The organism is Nocardia sp. No.11 (assembly GCF_038752175.1).
In the GTDB taxonomy this organism is placed as follows: domain Bacteria; phylum Actinomycetota; class Actinomycetes; order Mycobacteriales; family Mycobacteriaceae; genus Nocardia; species Nocardia canadensis.
This window is the reverse complement of record NZ_JBCGFB010000074.1, coordinates 13,861-29,791: the sequence shown is the minus strand read 5'-3', so window position 1 is coordinate 29,791 and position 15,931 is coordinate 13,861. Positions and strand designations below refer to the sequence as shown.

19 protein-coding genes are annotated in these 15,931 nt (G+C 71.1%); 15 read left to right on the top strand and 4 right to left on the bottom strand.

What is annotated here, in order from left to right:
• From V8688_RS21005 to V8688_RS20990, 4 genes are all read left to right on the top strand, one after another.
• A partial coding sequence (locus tag V8688_RS21005; RefSeq protein ID WP_342801526.1) for an ABC transporter permease occupies positions 1 to 804 on the top strand: 804 nt, incomplete at its 5' end.
• On the top strand, positions 780 to 1,544 hold the full coding sequence (locus V8688_RS21000) for an ABC transporter ATP-binding protein (RefSeq protein WP_218717308.1): 765 nt from the start codon (positions 780 to 782) through the stop codon (positions 1,542 to 1,544). The genes V8688_RS21005 and V8688_RS21000, both read left to right, overlap by 25 nt.
• On the top strand, positions 1,541 to 2,890 hold the full coding sequence (locus tag V8688_RS20995; RefSeq protein ID WP_342801525.1) for an LLM class flavin-dependent oxidoreductase: 1,350 nt from the start codon (positions 1,541 to 1,543) through the stop codon (positions 2,888 to 2,890). Before V8688_RS21000 ends, V8688_RS20995 begins: the two co-directional genes overlap by 4 nt.
• Before the next feature lie 241 nt (positions 2,891 to 3,131).
• Positions 3,132 to 4,334: an MFS transporter gene (locus V8688_RS20990; RefSeq protein WP_342801524.1), complete on the top strand. Its 1,203-nt coding sequence runs from the start codon at positions 3,132 to 3,134 to the stop codon at positions 4,332 to 4,334.
• A gap of 167 nt (positions 4,335 to 4,501) precedes the next feature.
• Here V8688_RS20990 and V8688_RS20985 read toward each other — a convergent pair whose 3' ends face one another.
• Positions 4,502 to 5,080, bottom strand: a complete 579-nt coding sequence (locus tag V8688_RS20985) for a TIGR03086 family metal-binding protein (RefSeq protein WP_342801523.1) — start codon at positions 5,078 to 5,080, stop codon at positions 4,502 to 4,504.
• A 62-nt stretch (positions 5,081 to 5,142) separates the two neighbouring features.
• On the opposite strand from V8688_RS20985, the gene V8688_RS20980 reads away from it, so the two are divergent.
• Positions 5,143 to 5,907, top strand: coding sequence for an AraC family transcriptional regulator (locus tag V8688_RS20980; RefSeq protein ID WP_342801522.1), 765 nt, complete (start codon positions 5,143 to 5,145; stop codon positions 5,905 to 5,907).
• On the opposite strand, the gene V8688_RS20975 is transcribed toward V8688_RS20980, so the two are convergent.
• Positions 5,904 to 6,488 (bottom strand): TetR/AcrR family transcriptional regulator C-terminal domain-containing protein, encoded by a 585-nt coding sequence (locus V8688_RS20975; protein WP_218717303.1) that lies wholly within the window; start codon positions 6,486 to 6,488, stop codon positions 5,904 to 5,906. The genes V8688_RS20980 and V8688_RS20975 overlap by 4 nt on opposite strands.
• Before the next feature lie 149 nt (positions 6,489 to 6,637).
• On the opposite strand from V8688_RS20975, the gene bioB reads away from it, so the two are divergent.
• The 9 genes from bioB (at position 6,638) to V8688_RS20930 (ending at position 13,288) form a co-directional block, all read left to right on the top strand.
• Positions 6,638 to 7,651 (top strand): biotin synthase BioB, encoded by a 1,014-nt coding sequence (gene bioB / locus V8688_RS20970; protein ID WP_019046302.1) that lies wholly within the window; start codon positions 6,638 to 6,640, stop codon positions 7,649 to 7,651.
• Positions 7,652 to 7,677: 26 nt separating this feature from the next.
• Complete coding sequence (locus tag V8688_RS20965) at positions 7,678 to 7,887, top strand: hypothetical protein (protein ID WP_189033945.1); 210 nt, start codon at positions 7,678 to 7,680, stop codon at positions 7,885 to 7,887.
• Positions 7,887 to 8,534 carry a DUF2567 domain-containing protein gene (locus tag V8688_RS20960; RefSeq protein WP_316574043.1) on the top strand — a complete coding sequence of 216 codons (648 nt, stop codon included), beginning with the start codon at positions 7,887 to 7,889 and terminating at the stop codon, positions 8,532 to 8,534. Before V8688_RS20965 ends, V8688_RS20960 begins: the two co-directional genes overlap by 1 nt.
• 71 nt (positions 8,535 to 8,605) lie before the next feature.
• Positions 8,606 to 9,139, top strand: coding sequence for a DUF1353 domain-containing protein (locus V8688_RS20955; protein WP_342801521.1), 534 nt, complete (start codon positions 8,606 to 8,608; stop codon positions 9,137 to 9,139).
• A gap of 124 nt (positions 9,140 to 9,263) precedes the next feature.
• Positions 9,264 to 10,388, top strand: a complete 1,125-nt coding sequence (locus V8688_RS20950; RefSeq protein ID WP_342801520.1) for an AI-2E family transporter — start codon at positions 9,264 to 9,266, stop codon at positions 10,386 to 10,388.
• Complete coding sequence (locus V8688_RS20945) at positions 10,385 to 10,801, top strand: hypothetical protein (protein ID WP_342801519.1); 417 nt, start codon at positions 10,385 to 10,387, stop codon at positions 10,799 to 10,801. Before V8688_RS20950 ends, V8688_RS20945 begins: the two co-directional genes overlap by 4 nt.
• 40 nt (positions 10,802 to 10,841) lie before the next feature.
• Complete coding sequence (locus V8688_RS20940) at positions 10,842 to 12,494, top strand: hypothetical protein (protein WP_342801518.1); 1,653 nt, start codon at positions 10,842 to 10,844, stop codon at positions 12,492 to 12,494.
• A complete protein-coding gene (locus V8688_RS20935) occupies positions 12,491 to 12,745 on the top strand; it encodes a hypothetical protein (RefSeq protein ID WP_218717317.1) in 255 nt (84 codons plus the stop codon). Before V8688_RS20940 ends, V8688_RS20935 begins: the two co-directional genes overlap by 4 nt.
• Before the next feature lie 195 nt (positions 12,746 to 12,940).
• Positions 12,941 to 13,288 carry a hypothetical protein gene (locus V8688_RS20930; protein WP_342801517.1) on the top strand — a complete coding sequence of 116 codons (348 nt, stop codon included), beginning with the start codon at positions 12,941 to 12,943 and terminating at the stop codon, positions 13,286 to 13,288.
• Between the two features lie 54 nt (positions 13,289 to 13,342).
• On the opposite strand, the gene V8688_RS20925 is transcribed toward V8688_RS20930, so the two are convergent.
• Positions 13,343 to 14,152 (bottom strand): ABC transporter permease, encoded by an 810-nt coding sequence (locus tag V8688_RS20925; protein WP_342801516.1) that lies wholly within the window; start codon positions 14,150 to 14,152, stop codon positions 13,343 to 13,345.
• The gene (locus V8688_RS20920; RefSeq protein ID WP_342801515.1) at positions 14,149 to 15,126 is read right to left on the bottom strand and encodes an ATP-binding cassette domain-containing protein; all 978 of its coding nucleotides are present in this window, start codon (positions 15,124 to 15,126) and stop codon (positions 14,149 to 14,151) included. The genes V8688_RS20925 and V8688_RS20920 overlap by 4 nt, the downstream gene beginning before the upstream one ends.
• A gap of 95 nt (positions 15,127 to 15,221) precedes the next feature.
• Here V8688_RS20920 and V8688_RS20915 point away from each other — a divergent pair, with 95 nt between their 5' ends.
• The gene (locus V8688_RS20915) at positions 15,222 to 15,902 is read left to right on the top strand and encodes a TetR/AcrR family transcriptional regulator (protein WP_316574050.1); all 681 of its coding nucleotides are present in this window, start codon (positions 15,222 to 15,224) and stop codon (positions 15,900 to 15,902) included.
• The last annotated feature ends 29 nt before the right edge of the window (positions 15,903 to 15,931 follow it).

The window sequence follows — 15,931 nt, the reverse complement described above, 5'->3', positions numbered from 1 at the left end:
GCGGCGCTCGCGCCACGCGGGCGGGGCAGGCGCACACTCGGGCCGGGCAAGCCCATCCCGTTCGGTGTCGCGCTCGGTCCCGCGCTGCTCGTCGGCGCGTGGGTGCTCGGGTCGGCCAGCGGCGCGCTGGACCCGGACACGCTGCCCGCGCCGTGGACGGTCGCGCAGACCGCCGGTGACCTGATCGCCGACGGGCGCCTGCAATCGAACCTGCTGACCTCGCTGCGACGCGCCGCGATCGGGCTCGGGCTCGGTGTGGTGATCGGCGTCGTCCTGGCGCTGGTGGCGGGTCTGAGCCGGATCGGCGAGGCGATCGTCGACGGGCCGGTCCAGATCAAACGCGCGATCCCGACGCTGGCGCTGATCCCGCTGTTCATCGTGTGGTTCGGCATCGGCGAGGAGATGAAGCTGATCGTCATCACGACCAGCGTGCTGATCCCGGTCTACATCAACACCCACGCGTATCTGCGCAGCGTGGACGCCCGGTACGTGGAGCTCGCCGAGACCGTCGGGCTGTCGCGGTGGGGTTTCCTGCGGCGGATCGCGCTACCGGGGTCGCTGCCGGGCTTCTTCCTCGGACTGCGGCTGGCGGTGACCATCTCCTGGCTGGCGCTGGTCGTGGTCGAACAGGTCAACGCGACCAGCGGCATCGGCTATCTGATGACGCAGGCACGCACCTACGGACAGATCGACGTCATCGTCGTCGGTCTGGTGATCTACGGACTCCTCGGGCTCTTCGGCGACCTCGCCGTGCGGGCGGCGGAACGGAAGGCGCTGGCATGGCGACAGACACTGGGCGACTGATCGACGAGGGCCGGAGCGTGGTGCGCACCCGCGCGCTCACCCGTGGCTTCGGCGAGCGGATCGTGCTGGACGGCATCGACGTCGAGATCCGGCGCGGTGAGTTCGTGGCGCTGCTCGGCCGCAGCGGCTCGGGCAAGAGCACGCTGCTGCGGGCGCTGGCCGAACTCGATGCCGACGTCCCCGGCTCCGGTGAGCTCACGGTGCCGACCCAGCGCGCCGTGGTGTTCCAGGACTCGCGGCTGCTGCCGTGGGCGCGGGTGCTCGACAACGTGGTGCTCGGGCTCACCGGGCGCGACGCCGCCGCGCGTGGCCGCGCCGCGCTGGCCGAGGTCGGCCTGGCCGGGCGCGAGAAGGCGTGGCCACGGGAGCTTTCCGGTGGCGAGCAGCAGCGGGTGGCGCTGGCCAGGTCGCTGGTGCGCGAGCCCGAACTGCTGCTGGCCGACGAACCGTTCGGCGCATTGGACGCGCTCACCCGGATCCGGATGCACGCGCTGCTGCAGGCACTGTGCGAGCGGCACCGGCCCGCCGTGCTGCTGGTGACCCACGACGTGGACGAGGCCGTGCTGCTCGCCGACCGTGTGCTGGTCCTGGACGAGGGCCGGATCGCGATCGACCAGCGCATCGATACGCCGCGCCCGCGCAGGCACGCGCACCCGGAGTTCATCCGGCTGCGTGAGGTCCTGCTGGCCGGGCTCGGCGTCGACACCGCCGAATTCGAGGAAGTGAAGCAAGCGTCATGAGTGCACCACGGCAACTGAGTCTCAACGCGTTCATCTATCCGTCGGGCCACCACGAGGCGGCCTGGCGGCATCCCGACAGCAGGCCCGACCGGATCTACGACGTCACCTACTACCAGGAGATCGGGCGTACCGCCGAGGCGGCGAAGCTGGACGCGGTGTTCTTCGCCGACGGGCCCGCGCTGCGCACCGACGTGCGCCACAATGCCGCGCCGGGCATGGAGCCGATCACCCTGCTCACCGCGATCGCCGCGGCGACAACACATCTGGGCCTGATCGCGACGGCATCGACCACCTACTACGAGCCTTACAATCTGGCGCGGCTGTTCTCCTCGCTCGACCACATCTCCGGTGGCCGGGCGGGCTGGAACATCGTCACCACCGGCACCGATCTGGCCGCGGCGAACTTCGGCCTCGATCGGCATCCCGATCACGCCGAACGCTATGCCCGCGCCAGGGAATTCGTCGACGCGGTGGTCGCGCTGTGGGACAGCTGGGAGGACGACGCGATCCTGCTCGACCGTGCGGCCGGCCTCTACGCCGACCCGGACAAGATCCATCCGATCGACTTCGTCGGTGAACATCTTCGTGTGCGTGGGCCGTTCAACGCCGCGCGCACGCCGCAGGGGCATCCGGTGCTGGTGCAGGCGGGCGCGTCGAACGAGGGCAGGGCCTTCGCGGGCAAGTACGCCGAGGCCATCTTCACCGCGCATCAACGGCTGTCGGACGCGCAGGCCTTCTACGCCGACATCAAGGCCAAGGCCGCGGAGTTCGGGCGCGACGCGAGCGAGGTGAAGATCCTGCCGGGGATCAGCCCGTTCATCGCCGACACCGAGGCCGCCGCGCTGCGGTTGGAGCGGGAGTTCAACGAGCTGACCGTGCCCGAATACGGGATCAAGCAGCTGGAGTCCATCACCGGGACCTCGCTGCGCTCCCTCGCGCTCGACGAGCCGGTGCCGGTCGAGACCTTCGCCGGGGCCGGTGATGTCACCGACAACGCGCGCAGCCGGTTGCAGGTGGTGGCGGGCATCGTCGAGCGGGAACGGCCGACCCTGCGCGGGCTGCTGCACCGGCTGGCGGGCGCCCGGGGACACCGGGTGTTCGCGGGGACGCCGGAGCAGGTCGCGGACACGATCGAGGAGTGGTTCACCCAGGGCGCGGCCGACGGTTTCAACGTGATGCCGCCCTACTACCCGGGTGGGCTGGAGGTGTTCACCGAGACGGTGGTGCCGATCCTGCGGGAGCGCGGGCTGTTCCGCACCGAATACACGGGCACCACGCTGCGCGATCACTTCGGGCTCGCCCGTCCGCGCGGCCGGGTCGCGGTGGAACCCCTCAGCATCGGATGAACCAGCTGGCCGACGAAAGCTGTTGTACCGCAGGTTTATCGCAGCCTGCACGGGCCAACGCCGGCGACCGCCGATCCGGCGGTGGTGCGAACGTGGTGCCCATCCCGTCCGATCCGTCGGGCGCGACCGGGGTTCGGGTGGGTGCGCGCTGTCGCCCGCTGGATCGGTTCGGCAGCCGCGATGCCGGACGGGCGCAGGTGGTCTCGCGTCGTGATCGACGGCCTCGGCCGGCCGGGTTCCGGTGAGCGCCGGGGTCGTCGGCGGCGTCGACTCGGTGCGGCTACGGTCGCTGGTGTGGCCGGTGTTCGCGCCGATGGCGCTGTACGGCGTCGGAGCCGGGGCCGCCGCGCCGATGTACGCGCTGCGGGCGCTGGATCTCGGGGCGTCGGCGGGTGCGGCGGGACTGATCGTCGCGCTGAGCGGGCTCGGGATGGTACTGACGGATCTGCCCGCGGGGCGGATCGTCGCGCGGATCGGGGAGCGGGCGGCGATCGGCGTGGGCAGTGTGCTCGGCACGGTCGGGGTGCTGGCGGCGATCCTCGCGCCGAATCTCGGGGTGCTGGCGGTGGGTCTGCTGCTCAACGGGGCGGCGGGTGCGGTCTGGGGGCTGGCGCGGCAGACCTATCTGGTCACGGTGGTGTCGCCCGATCAGCGCGGGCGGGCCATGTCGACGCTGGCGGGCGCGCATCGGCTCGGGTTCTTCTGCGGGCCGTTCCTCGGCGCGGCGCTGGTGCACGGGTTCGGTCCGGTGGGCGCGCTGTGGCTGCAGCTGATGACCACGCTGCTGGCCAGTGCGGCGATGGTGACCATCCGCTCCGCCGATCTCGACGACGTGGCCGCGCTGCGGCCGCTGCACACGGTGCTCTCCGAAAACCGCAGGGCGCTGAGCACTCTCGGGCTCGCCTCGGTGGCGGTCGGCGCGGCTCGGGCCTCCCGCACGGCATTGCTGCCGCTGTGGGCCGCGCATCTCGGTATCGATGCCGCGACCACCAGTCTGCTGTTCGGGCTGGCGGGTGCGGTCGACGTGCTCATGTCCTATCCGGCCGGGGTCTGGCTGGATCGGGCGGGCAGCCGGGTCACCGGCATCGCCTGCGGCGTCTGTTTCGCGGCGGGCTACGCGGCACTGCCGTTCACCCACTCGGCGCTCACCATGGGCGCCGCGACCATGCTGCTCGGCCTGGCCAACGGCCTGAGCAACGGCCTGATCATGACCGTCGGCGCCTTCGCCGCGCCGGAGGACCGCCGCGCGGAATTCCTCGGCGCGTGGCGGTTGACCCACGATGTGGGGATGTTCGTGGGTCCGGTTGCGGTCGGCCTGGTCGGCGCGGCCGCGGGCCTGGCGTCGGCCGGTGCGCTGCTCGCGATCGGCGTCGGGTTGGGCACCGTCGCGATCTACCGCTGGTTCCCTGGGCGCGTGCGGCCACGGCTGGTCAGCGACGAGTGATACTGCGGCTCAGGGTGGTTCGGGCCGTGGTGAGGGTGATCGCGGAGGAGTGCGACGGCTCCCTGTTGTTTTCGGTCCACTGTGGATGCGGGGTCCGTGGGGAGCGGCCTACTGCCCGGCAGGTGCGGCGAGGCACCTGCCGGGCGGAGGTGCCAGGGTGTAGCGGTCTACTTCCCGGCGGGATCGCGGCCGGTGAGGCCGAGGATGCGGTCGAGGAGGGGAGCGTCGGCGGCGACGGGGATCTCGGGGCCGTAGATGCCCATCGCGCGCCCCTGGTCGGCGGTCGCGGCGGTCTCGTCGAGGACGTAGTCGAGCAGGTCGTCGTCCCACTCGACGGTCGTACCGAGGGCGCGGGCGAGATCCCAGCCGTGGACGATCAGTTCGCCGACGACCATGCCGCCGACCAGCGACGCGGGCAGTTCCGTCGGCCCGCCCAGGCGGGTGGTGCCCTGCCACGCCGCAGGGTCGCGCCAGGCGGCGGCCAGCTCGCCGAGCTGGGTCTCGAGGGCGGTGGACCAGTCGCCGGCGGTCAGGTCGACCTCGGTTTCGGCGGCCGCGGGCGGAGCGACCGCCGCCTTGCTCGCCGCGCCGACCAGGGACGGACCCCAGAACAGCAGATGGTTCAGCAGGGCGCGGACATCGAATTCGGCGCAGGGCGTGGGGGCGGTGAGCTGGTCCGGCGTGAGGGTGCGCAGGAGCTTCGACAGTGGTTCGGCGGCGCGGGCGACGCGTTCGGTTTCGGACATGCACCGAGGTAACCACCGTCGACAGCGCGCTGTCTTGAACAAACGCGACATACACTCGCCGCGTGGAGCGCGATCCGCGGGAACTCGGGGGCGCCTGGCGTGCGGCGCAACAGCACACGGTCGCCGACCCGTCGGGGGAGCCCGCGCGCTATGTCGCCCGGTATTGGTCGGTGACCTGGGAGTACGAGCGGCCGTATCGGCAGTTGGTGGTGCCGCTGCCGAACGTCCACCTGAGCTTGCGGGACGGGCGGGCCGAGGTGCACGGGCCGTCGTCGTCGCACGTGTACCGCGAGTTGTCGGGGGCCGGTTCGGTATTCGGTGTCGCGTTCCGGCCCGGCATGTTCCGCCCGTTCCTCGGCGGCCCGGTGGCCGAGCTACGAGATCGGACAGTCGATGCCGCAACGGTTTTCGGCCGTGAGTTGCCGGTCGCGGCCGATGTCGACTCGGTGGAACGCTTTCTCGTCGAGCGCCTGCCCGCCCCCGATCCGCAGGCCGAGCTCGCCGCGCGGGTGGTCGATGCGATCGCCGGGGACATCGAGGTGACCAGGGTGGAGGCGATCGCGGACCGGTTCGGGCTGAGCGTGCGCGGGCTCCAGCGGATGTTCGCCGAGTACGTCGGACTCGGCCCGAAATGGGTGGTGCGCCGCTATCGCTTGCACGAGATCACCGAGCGCCTCGCCGGCGGGGTCGTGATCGACTGGGCCGCGACCGCCGCGGACCTGGGCTACGCCGACCAGGCGCACCTCAGTAGGGACTTCCGCCGGATCTTCGGCGAACCGCCGACCCGGTACGCGCAACGGTACGAACCGCGCCGAGACGGTCCCTAGCGGACGCGCGTGCCCAGGATGGTGCGCACGCCCGCGATGAACAACTGCAGGCCGAAGTCGAAGCGCGCGGTCGGGTCGGGGGTGTCGTGCAGCGGTGAGGCGTCGTCGGCGAGCGCGCCGACGGAATCCATCTGCATCCGCGACTGCTCGTCCACGGTCTGGCCGAGCACGTAGTAGAGCAGGGTGTAGGCCGTGAGTTCGGCTTCCTCCCTGGTCATTCCGCCCCGGATGACGATGCCGGCCAGACGTTCGCGGGCCTTGCTGGTGGTCAGGCGCGAGGCGTAGGTGGCCGAGACCAGTTCGGCGCCGTCGCGGTAGGCGAGCAGACAGTCGCGCAGACGGTGGGCGAGTTCGGTGAGTTGCTCGGGCCATTCGACGGCGGTGATCGGCTCGTCCATCGGCGCCAGGATCCGGTCGGCGACCGCGCCGAGCAGCGACTGCTTGTCCTTCACGTGCCAGTACAGCGCGCCCGGCTGGACCTGCAGCGATCCGGCCAGCCGGCGCATCGTCAGGTCGCCGAGACCGTACTGGTCCAGAATCGCGACGGCGGCATCGACCACATCCGTCTTCCGCAGTTGCACGCGTGTCCTTCCCCAGAGATTCACCGACCCGAGTGTCGTGTCTCACTCGCACCCGCTACCCTAGCCTGAACACCGTTCAAGTTGCACGGCCACGCCGGGTGGATCACACCCGCGCTCGTGCACGCACCCCGTCGAAGGGACATCACGTCGTGACACAGGCACCCGTCCAGACCGACATTCTGGCCATCGCCCGTGAGCAGGTGCTCGAGCGCGGCGAAGGCCTCACCGAGGCGCAGACCGTCGAGGTGCTGCGCCTGGGCGACGACCGCCTGGAAGCGCTGCTCGAGCTCGCCCACGAGGTGCGGATGAAGTGGTGCGGGCCCGAGGTCGAGGTCGAGGGCATCATCAGCCTCAAGACCGGCGGCTGCCCGGAGGACTGCCATTTCTGCTCGCAGTCGGGCCTGTTCCAGTCGCCGGTGCGCGCGGCCTGGCTCGACATCCCCAGCCTGGTCGAGGCGGCCAAGCAGACCGCCAAGACCGGCGCTACCGAGTTCTGCATCGTCGCCGCCGTCCGCGGCCCGGACGAGCGCCTGATGGCCCAGGTCGCCGCGGGCGTCGAAGCCATCCGCAACGAGGTCGACATCCAGGTCGCCTGCTCGCTGGGCATGCTGAACCAGGAGCAGGTCGACCAGCTCGCCGCGATGGGCGTGCACCGCTACAACCACAACCTCGAGACCGCCAAGTCGCACTTCCCGAAGGTGGTCACCACGCACACCTACGAGGAGCGCTGGGACACCCTGCGCATGGTGCGCGAGGCAGGCATGGAGGTCTGCTGCGGTGGCATCCTCGGCATGGGCGAGACCATCGAGCAGCGCGCCGAGTTCGCCGCGCAGCTGGCCTCGCTCGAGCCCGACGAGGTGCCGCTGAACTTCCTCAACCCGCGCCCCGGCACCCCCTTCGGTGACCTGGAGGTGCTGCCCGCGGCCGACGCGCTGCGCGCCATCGCCGCGTTCCGCCTGGCGCTGCCGCGCACGATCCTGCGTTTCGCCGGTGGCCGCGAGATCACCCTCGGTGACCTGGGCGCCAAGCAGGGCATGCTCGGCGGCATCAACGCCGTCATCGTCGGCAACTACCTCACCACCCTCGGCCGTCCCGCCGAGTCGGATCTCGATCTGCTGGGTGAGCTCAAGATGCCGATCAAGGCGCTCAACGAAACCCTCTGAGACGCAGGCGCAGTAGGGTGACAGACATGGACGAGCGCTACAACCCGTTCACCGGCAAGCGGATCGTGCCGGGGCTCGACGACGCGATGCCCGCGGCCGCCGCGCTCGGGCTCGAGCCGCCGCGGTTCTGCGAGCAGTGCGGTCGGCGGATGATCGTGCAGGTGAGCCCGGACGGCTGGTGGGCCAAGTGCTCCCGGCACGGGGTCATCGAATCGGCGCAGCTGGAACGCCGGTAGTGGTCGCCGAGGTCGGCGCCGCGCCGCGTCCGGAGGTCCTGCGCCGTGAGGTGATCGGCGTCGGTGTCGTCGCGGTCGTCGTGCTCGTGGCGAGCGCGGCGGCCGGGGTGGCGTGGGGTCTGCTCGCGCCGACCGAACGGCTGCGGGTGACCCAGCCCGGCCGCGCCGCCGTCCTCACCGGCGAGAGCCTGCACCTGTTCGACGCGGTCGGGATGTTCCTGTGCCTGGGCGCGGTGGTCGCGATGCTGACCACGATCGCCGCGTGGCGGGTGCGCAGCGTGCGCGGTCCCGCGCTGGTCGTCGGGATTCTGCTCGCCTCGGGACTCGGTGCGGCGGTGATGATGTGGCTCGGCGAGGCGGTCGCCGAAGGCAGGCATCCGCGTCCGCACGATCCCGCGGTCGGGCAGATCGTCGCGTTGCCCGCGGAAGTCGGCACCGACCTCGCGCTGCTGGTGCAGCCCTTCCTGGCCGCGCTCGTGCTGCTGTTCCTCGCCGCGCTGCACCCGCGCACCGATCTCGGTTCGGGCTCGGCGGGCCTGCTCGGTGACCTGCGACCGGCCGAATTCGACGACTATCCGGTGGCAGGCCAGGCCGAGGAATATCGCCCCAGCGGCGATTTCGATTCGAGTCCGCAACCGCGCGTCTGAGCGCTTCCCCCGACCCCGCGCGGCGCTACCATCGCCGATATCGGCAGGTGGACGGCTCGGGAGGAGTGGTCGTGGGTTTCATCGGAGGCGGCCCGGTCGTCGAAGAGCTGGACGCGAAATTCTGGCGGCTCATCGAACCGCTCACATATCAGGGTGCGACGCAGACCTTCACGGTCCCGGCCGGATTCCGCACCGACTTCGCCTCCGTGCCACGGTCGCTGGTCTGGCTGATCCCGCGCTACGGCGCCTACACCCGGGCCGCGATCCTGCACGACTATCTGTGCCGCACCGAGACGGTCAGCCGCGCCGACGCCGACGGCATCTTCCGGCGCTGCCTGCACGAGTTCGCGGTCTCGACGCCGCGGCGCTGGATGATGTGGGCCGCAGTGCGTCTGGGCAGCCGCCTGCGCGGCGCGACACCCGGTGACTTCGCGCGCTGGCTCGTGGTCGCGCTGCCGTCGGTGGTGTTCCTGACGGTGCCGGTACTCGTGGTGACGCTGGCGCTGTGGCTGTTCTGGGTGGTCGAGCTGGCCTTCTGGGCGGTCGGCCGACTCGGCAAGCGGACATCCGCGCCGCCGCCCACCCCGCAGATGAAGACGGCCTGACCGAACTTCACCCAGAACGGGCGATGTGCGCGGCCCGCGACCTCCCTAGCGTCGGTCCCTGGAGGACTGGGCGACACCGCGCGAAGTCTTCTCCGGCTGTGTTCACCAGACCGAGGGAGTGTCGATGTCCGAGCCGAGTACGAGCGCCTCGGCGCCGCCGTCCTGGATGATCCCCCGCGGGCTGATCGTGCTGTTGTCGCTGGCCGCGGGCGTGGTCGTGGTCGGGGGCCTGAAAGTCTTCTCCGGCATCGTCGGCCCGGTCTTCCTGGCACTCATGCTCACCATCGCGGTGCAGCCGTTGCAGGGGTGGGCGCAGCGCCGTGGCTGGTCCACCTGGGTGGGGATGGTTCTCGCCCTGGTCGCGGTGGTGGGAATTCTGCTCGGGATCGGTCTGGCGCTGGCGGTCTCGGCCTGGCAGCTGGCCTCGCTGCTCCCGGAATACGGCGACAAGCTGAACTCGCTGCTCGACAACGTCCGCGGGCTGCTCACGGACCTGGGCATCAGCTCCGACCAGATCCACAAGGTGCTCGACGGCGTCGATGTCGGCAAGGTCGCCGAGCTGGTCGAGTCGCTGCTCGGCGGTGTGCTCGGCGTGTTCTCGAATCTGTTCTTCGTCCTGGCCCTGCTGCTGTTCATGGCCGTCGACGGGATGACCATGGACAAGCGGATGCTCGTGGTGCGCGAGCAGCGGCCCGCGATCGCGAGCGCCCTGCTGTCCTTCGCCGAGGGCACCCGCAAGTATCTCGTCGTATCCACCGTGTTCGGCGCGATCGTGGCGGTGATCGACGGTGGCGCACTGTGGTTGATGGGCGTGCCGCTGCCGATCCTGTGGGCGCTGCTGTCGTTCATCACCAACTACATCCCGAACATCGGCTTCGTCATCGGTGTCATCCCGCCCGCGCTGCTGGCGCTGCTCGACAGCGGGCCGGTGCTGATGATCTGGGTGATCGTGGTCTACTCGGTGATCAACTTCGTCATCCAGTCGATCATCCAGCCCAAGTTCGTCGGCGACGCCGTCGGTTTGGGCGTGACCATCACCTTCCTGTCGCTGGTGTTCTGGGCGTGGGTGATCGGCGCGCTCGGTGCGCTGCTCGCCATTCCACTGACGCTGCTGGTCAAGGCGCTGCTGCTCGATATCGATCCGTCGACCCGGTGGGCCGATGTCCTGATCGGCGCGCCGTTGCCGAAACCGGTCCCGGAAGAAGCCGAGTCGGAGCAGGAACAGGAGCCGGAAGCGAAGCGGCCGTGACGACGACGATGGTGGCGGCTCCGCCGCGTCCGGTGACACAGGGCGTCGCCGCCGGGATCACCATGCTGGCCGTCGCGCTGCTGCTCGTCGCGAGCATCCTGGAGATCCTGCGCGGCATCGCGTGTCTGGCCGGCGGCGAGATTTTCGACACCACAAGGCCGTACACGTTCGAACTGGACCTCAGCACCTGGGGGTGGCTGCATCTGCTGGTCGGGGTGTGCGGGGTCGCGATCGCCCTCGGCATGATCCTGGGCGCGCGGTGGGCGCTGGTGGTGGCGGCCGTGCTGGCCGGGGTGTCGATCATCGCGAATTTCGCGTCGCTGCCGTACTACCCGTGGTGGTCGGTGGTGGTGATCCTGCTCGATCTGGCCGTCGTCTGGGCGGTGTCCACCTGGGAACCCGAGCGCTACTGAGCCGATCGGGATTCCGCAGCCTCGACAGACCGGAGCCGCCATGTCCGCGCCAGCCAGCACGACCGCCGGTCCGGCGATCGGGACGGCGGGTAGGCGGCGCGCGGGGGTGGGCTCGGCGTCCGTCGTCGTCGGTCGGCTGATGGGGTGGGCGGTGGTCGTCTTCGCGACCGCGCTCGCCTTCCGGCGGAGCTGGCGCGAGCTCGGTGTGCCCGTCGACAGCGGTTACGCGGGGTTCAGCGCGGCGCTGCTCGGTGTGATCGGCCTGGCCGCGCTCGGTCTCGCGCTGCGGCCCGCGCCGCAGGCGCCCCGGGATCGGGTCGCCGACCTGGTGCTCGGGTCGGCGGGTCTGATCACCGCCGCGGGCCTGCTGGGTCTGTTCACGGTGCGGCTGGGCGAGCAGTACGTTCCGCTGCGACTGGATCTGCTGGCAGCCTGGGTGTTCGGGATCAGCGCGATCGTGGTGGTGCTCGGGGTGCGGCTCGTCGTCCGGTTCTGGCCGGTGTGGGCGATGTCGCTGGCGTTGCTGCCACCGGTGTACGGGACCGGGTCGGCGCTGCTCGGTGGAGATCGAATCGCCGCGGGCGGGGTGCTGGTGATGCTCGCCTCGTGCGCGGTGGGGATCGTGGTCCGCGATGTCGTCGCGGTGGCCGCCACCGTGCTGATCGGCGTGGCGGCGGTGGTCGCGGTCGATCGGTGGCTTCCACTGTTCAGCTACCAGGTCGTGCCGCTCGTCGCGGGCGTGACGGTTGTGCTCGCGGCCCGCGGGTCGTCGTTCGGACGGTCGAGCTCGTTCGCCACGGCCATCTCGGGGGCGGGTGCGTGGCCAGGTCGATCGGCGTCGGCGGTCGTCCGTGGCGGCGGAGCGCGCGTCGCACGATCCGCCGACGGCCTGGAAGGCGATGCGCGGTGCCGTCGTGCGCGGTCGGTACCGGGTGTCGATCTCGGACGCCACCTCCGTGGCGAGCATCGGCTCGGGCGGCACGGTCACCGGCAGCCGGTGCGACTCGGGATGTGCGGCGCCGGTGTGGTGGTGGCCGTCGCCGTGGCTCTGGCGTGGATCCCGCTACCCGGTGACAAGACCGCCGAGTTCACCACGGTCGCGGGTGTCGTCGCGGGCGAGCGGGTCACCGCGCCCGGCTGGAACGTGGTCGATCATCACGAATACCCATGGATACCGGACTATTTCGGTCCGGAAAGCTCCGGCACCCGGCAATTGCTCGAGGCCGAAGAGGTCGATCTCGGCTGGGACTCCGCGGGAGACAAGCGCCGGGTGGCGGTCGACGTGATCAGCGCAGCGAGCGGCGAGAGCATCGGCAGATACCCGGAATTCGCGCTCTATCGGCTGGCCGAGCCCCGGTTCGGTCCGGCGTCCTACTTCGATCTCGGCAACGGCATCGTCGGACGCATGCGCACTGTCGTCGACGATCGCCCGGCCCTGCGCTGGACCTGGTTGAGCTGGGACTGGCAGGGCGCGGGTGGCGCGGAACGGGTGACCTTGATCGCCTCGACCGACCACCTGCCCACCGCGGTGTTCCCGGAACCGGACGGCTCGCTCGGCACCTCCGCGAGCACGATCCTGCGGCAGATGGCGCGCGGACGGCCGGTCGACGGCGGACCCGCCGTGCTCACGGACACCGACCTGTTGCTCACGCTGGCGCACCTCGTCGTCGCGGTCCGTACGGGCGCACTGTGACCGTGCGGAAAACCGGTGGCGTCCACGGTGCCGCCTCACCTACCGTCGACCGGTCGATATCTGCTCCGGGGGAGGATCTGGCCGTGCGCGCCACCGAGAACACCAGCACCGAACAACCCGCCGAGCGGCCCGATCTGGCCGCCTGGCGACGTCGGCACGCGCTGCGCAGCTCGTCGGCCGCCACCGCCGTGCCCAGCGGCCGCACCTACCGGCGCTCCGCGAAGCACCGAGATCGCCGGTATGACAGCTGAACGGGCGCGGCCGACGACTGGGTCCGGCTCAACCGGGCGCACTGGGACGAGCGCGCCCCGCTCCACACCCGCTCGGACCTCTACGACGTCGAGGGCTTCGTCGCGGGCCGGGAACACCTGCGCGACTTCTCGGTACCCGCGGTCGAGGCCGCACGGGCGCTGGCCGGGCGAATCGGCGTCGCCGACGCCGAATTCGTGGTGGCGGAATCCCACCCGTTCGGGGACCTGCTCAGCCCCGACGACGGCCGCACCGTGATCGACGACTACTGCGACCCGGAGCCGGTCGTGGAACTCGTCCCGGGCAACTATGCCGCGCCGGACGCGGTGACCAGCGCCGATGACACCGTCGGCTGGCCGCACGGGCTCGGCGAGGTCGTCTCGGCCGTGGCCGCGGCCGGACTGCGCGTGGAGTTGCTGCGCGAGCACGATGTCACCGTCTCCCGGCGTTTCGCCGTCCTCGAAGCAGAGCGTCGCGGGTTCCGGTTTCCGGCGGGAACGCCGCGCGTGCCGCTGCTGTATTCGCTGCGCGCGGCCGAAGTCTGACCCGGACCGGACCCGCGGGCCGGGGTTCCTGCCCCGGCCCGCGGGTCGCGGTGCTCAGCTGTCGGCCGAGTACCGGCGGATCGCGATCGGCACCGCGAGGGCGAACAAGACCGCGATCCACAGGGCCGCCGCGGCGACCGGGTGCTGCATCGGCCAGGCGCTTCCGGCGGCGACGGGCAGGTCGGCGCCGAGCAGGTCCCGCAGCGCGGCCACGAGGGCGCTCACCGGATTCCACTCCGCGATCGTGGCGATCACCGACGGCATGGTCGAGGTCGGCACGAACACGTTCGAGAACATGATCGTTCCGAAGATCAGCGGTGCCGTCTGCTGGAGCATCTGTTCGTCGCGGACCGCCGAGCCGAGCGCGATTCCCAGCCACGACAGCGCGCAGCGGAACGCGAGCAGCAGCGCGATCGCCACCGCGATCTCGCCGGGCGTGGCCGCCACCCGCCAGCCGAGCAGCGCGCCCGCACCGGACATCAGCGTCAGCGCCAGCACCCCGACCACCGTTTCGGCCAGCGCGAAGCCGGCCGGCGCGGCCGCGGAGGACAGCGGCAGCGCGCGCAGCCGATCGGTGAACCCGCTGTGCAGATCGGCGTTCGCGGTGGACGCCGTCGAGGTCAGCCCCATGGCCGCCACCAGGACCAGCACGCCCGGCACCAGGTAGGCGCGGTAGGCGGTGGCGTCACCGCCACCGGACAGCGCTCCGCCGAAGACGAAGCCGAACAGCACCATCATGCCCAGCGGGGCTGCCAGGGTGATCGCGAACAGGCCGGGGGAGTTGCGGTAGTTCGTCAGGACGCGTTCGAACAGCGCCGCCGCTGCGGTGACCGCGGAGACCGAACGAGTCTCGGTGGCGCTCATGCCCGCACCTGCGCCGAGCCGGCGGTCGCGACCCGATCGCGGCCGGTGAGCGCGAGGAACGCGTCGTCGAGCGTCGTCGCGCGGGCGCCGATATCGCGCACGGCGATGTCGGCGGCGTCGAGCGCGCGCAGAACCGGGAGCAGGCCGGGGGCCTCGCCGGGGAAGGTGAACGAGACCTCCAGCGGCGAATGTCGTTGCGTAGGTGGCGGATACGAGGGTGTGCCGCCGAATCTCGACAGCACCGCGGCGACCTCGTCGTAGCGGTCCGGATCGTCGACGATCAGATCCACTCCGGCGGGTACGGCGGTGAGGATCTCCGCCGGCGTGCCCGCCGCGACGACCCGGCCCGCCTCCAGGATGGTGATCGCGTCGGCCAGGCGTTGTGCCTCGTCGAGATACTGGGTGGTCAGCAGGACGGTGGTGCCCTCGGCGACGAAATCGCGCACATACCGGTAGATCTCGTTGCGGCTGTGCGGGTCCAGTGCGGTGGTCGGCTCGTCCAGGAACAGCACGGCGGGACGCACGATCATGCCCGCGACGATGTCGAGCCTGCGTCGCATCCCGCCGGAGTAGGTGCGGACCACCCGGTCGGCCGCCACGGCAAGGTCGAAGCGGTCCAGCAGCTCCTTCGCGTGCCTGCGGGCAGCCGCCGCGCGAAAGCCGTTGAGCCGGGCCAGCATCACCAGATTCTGCCGCCCGGTCAGCCGCGGGTCGACGGCGTGGAACTGGCCGACCAGACCCAGTTGCCGCCTGGCGTCGTCGGCCTGGCGCACCGTGTCGAACCCGCCGATCGCGGCCCCGCCCGAGGTGGGGCGCAGCAGCGTCGCCAGCATGCGCACGGTGGTGGTCTTGCCCGAGCCGTTCGGGCCGAGCAGGGCGTGCACCTGGCCGGCCCGCACCCGCAGGTCCACCCCGTCCACCACGGTGTTGTCGCCATAGGTCCTGGTCAGTGCAGTGGCTTCGATGGCATGCACGGCAATCTCCCTTCATTGGGAACAGTGTTCGCAATTGCAGGATACGCATCTGCTAACGCTGTTCGCAACTGGCGATCTGCGGCATGCTGGCAGGTATGACGCACACCGGAACCTCGTTGTGGTCGCGCGGCGCGGCGCCCCGGCCGGGACCGCGCCCGGCGTACACCCTCGATCAGCTCGCCGACGCCTGCGTGCGGCGGGCCGACGCGGGTGGCCTGCGCGCGGTCTCGATGCGCGGCGTGGCCGACGAACTCGGTACGGCGGCCGCCTCGCTGTACCGGTATGTCGACGGCAAGGACGACCTGATCGCCTTGATGGTCGATCGGGTGGCGGGGGAGTATCGGTACCCGGACCCGACCGGCGATGTGCGCGCCGACGTCCTCGCGCTGGCCGAGCAGTCGCGCGCCCTGCACCGACGGCATCCGTGGCTGGTGGAGGCGAATCCGTCGAGCATGGGCCCGAATTCGGTGCGCTATCTGGACCGCATGGCGGGCACGCTGGCCCAGGCCGGACTCGACGCGGGCGCGGTCATGATGGGTGTCGCGATGCTGTCGGGCTGGGGCGCGAACTTCGCCGCGCGGGAGCGCGCGGGCCTGTCGACCGGCGATCCGGCCGGCGCGCTGACGGCCTCGACCGGCGACCCGGCGCGCGACTACCCCCATCTGACGGCGCTGTTCGGTGGCGCACCCGCCGGGGCGAGCGCGCCGGTCGACAACGACGCGCTGTTCGCCGCGGGCATCGACGCCCTGTTGTTCGGCATCCTGCCGCGCGGCTGAGCCGTCGCGCGACGAGCGAAGTCGTGCCC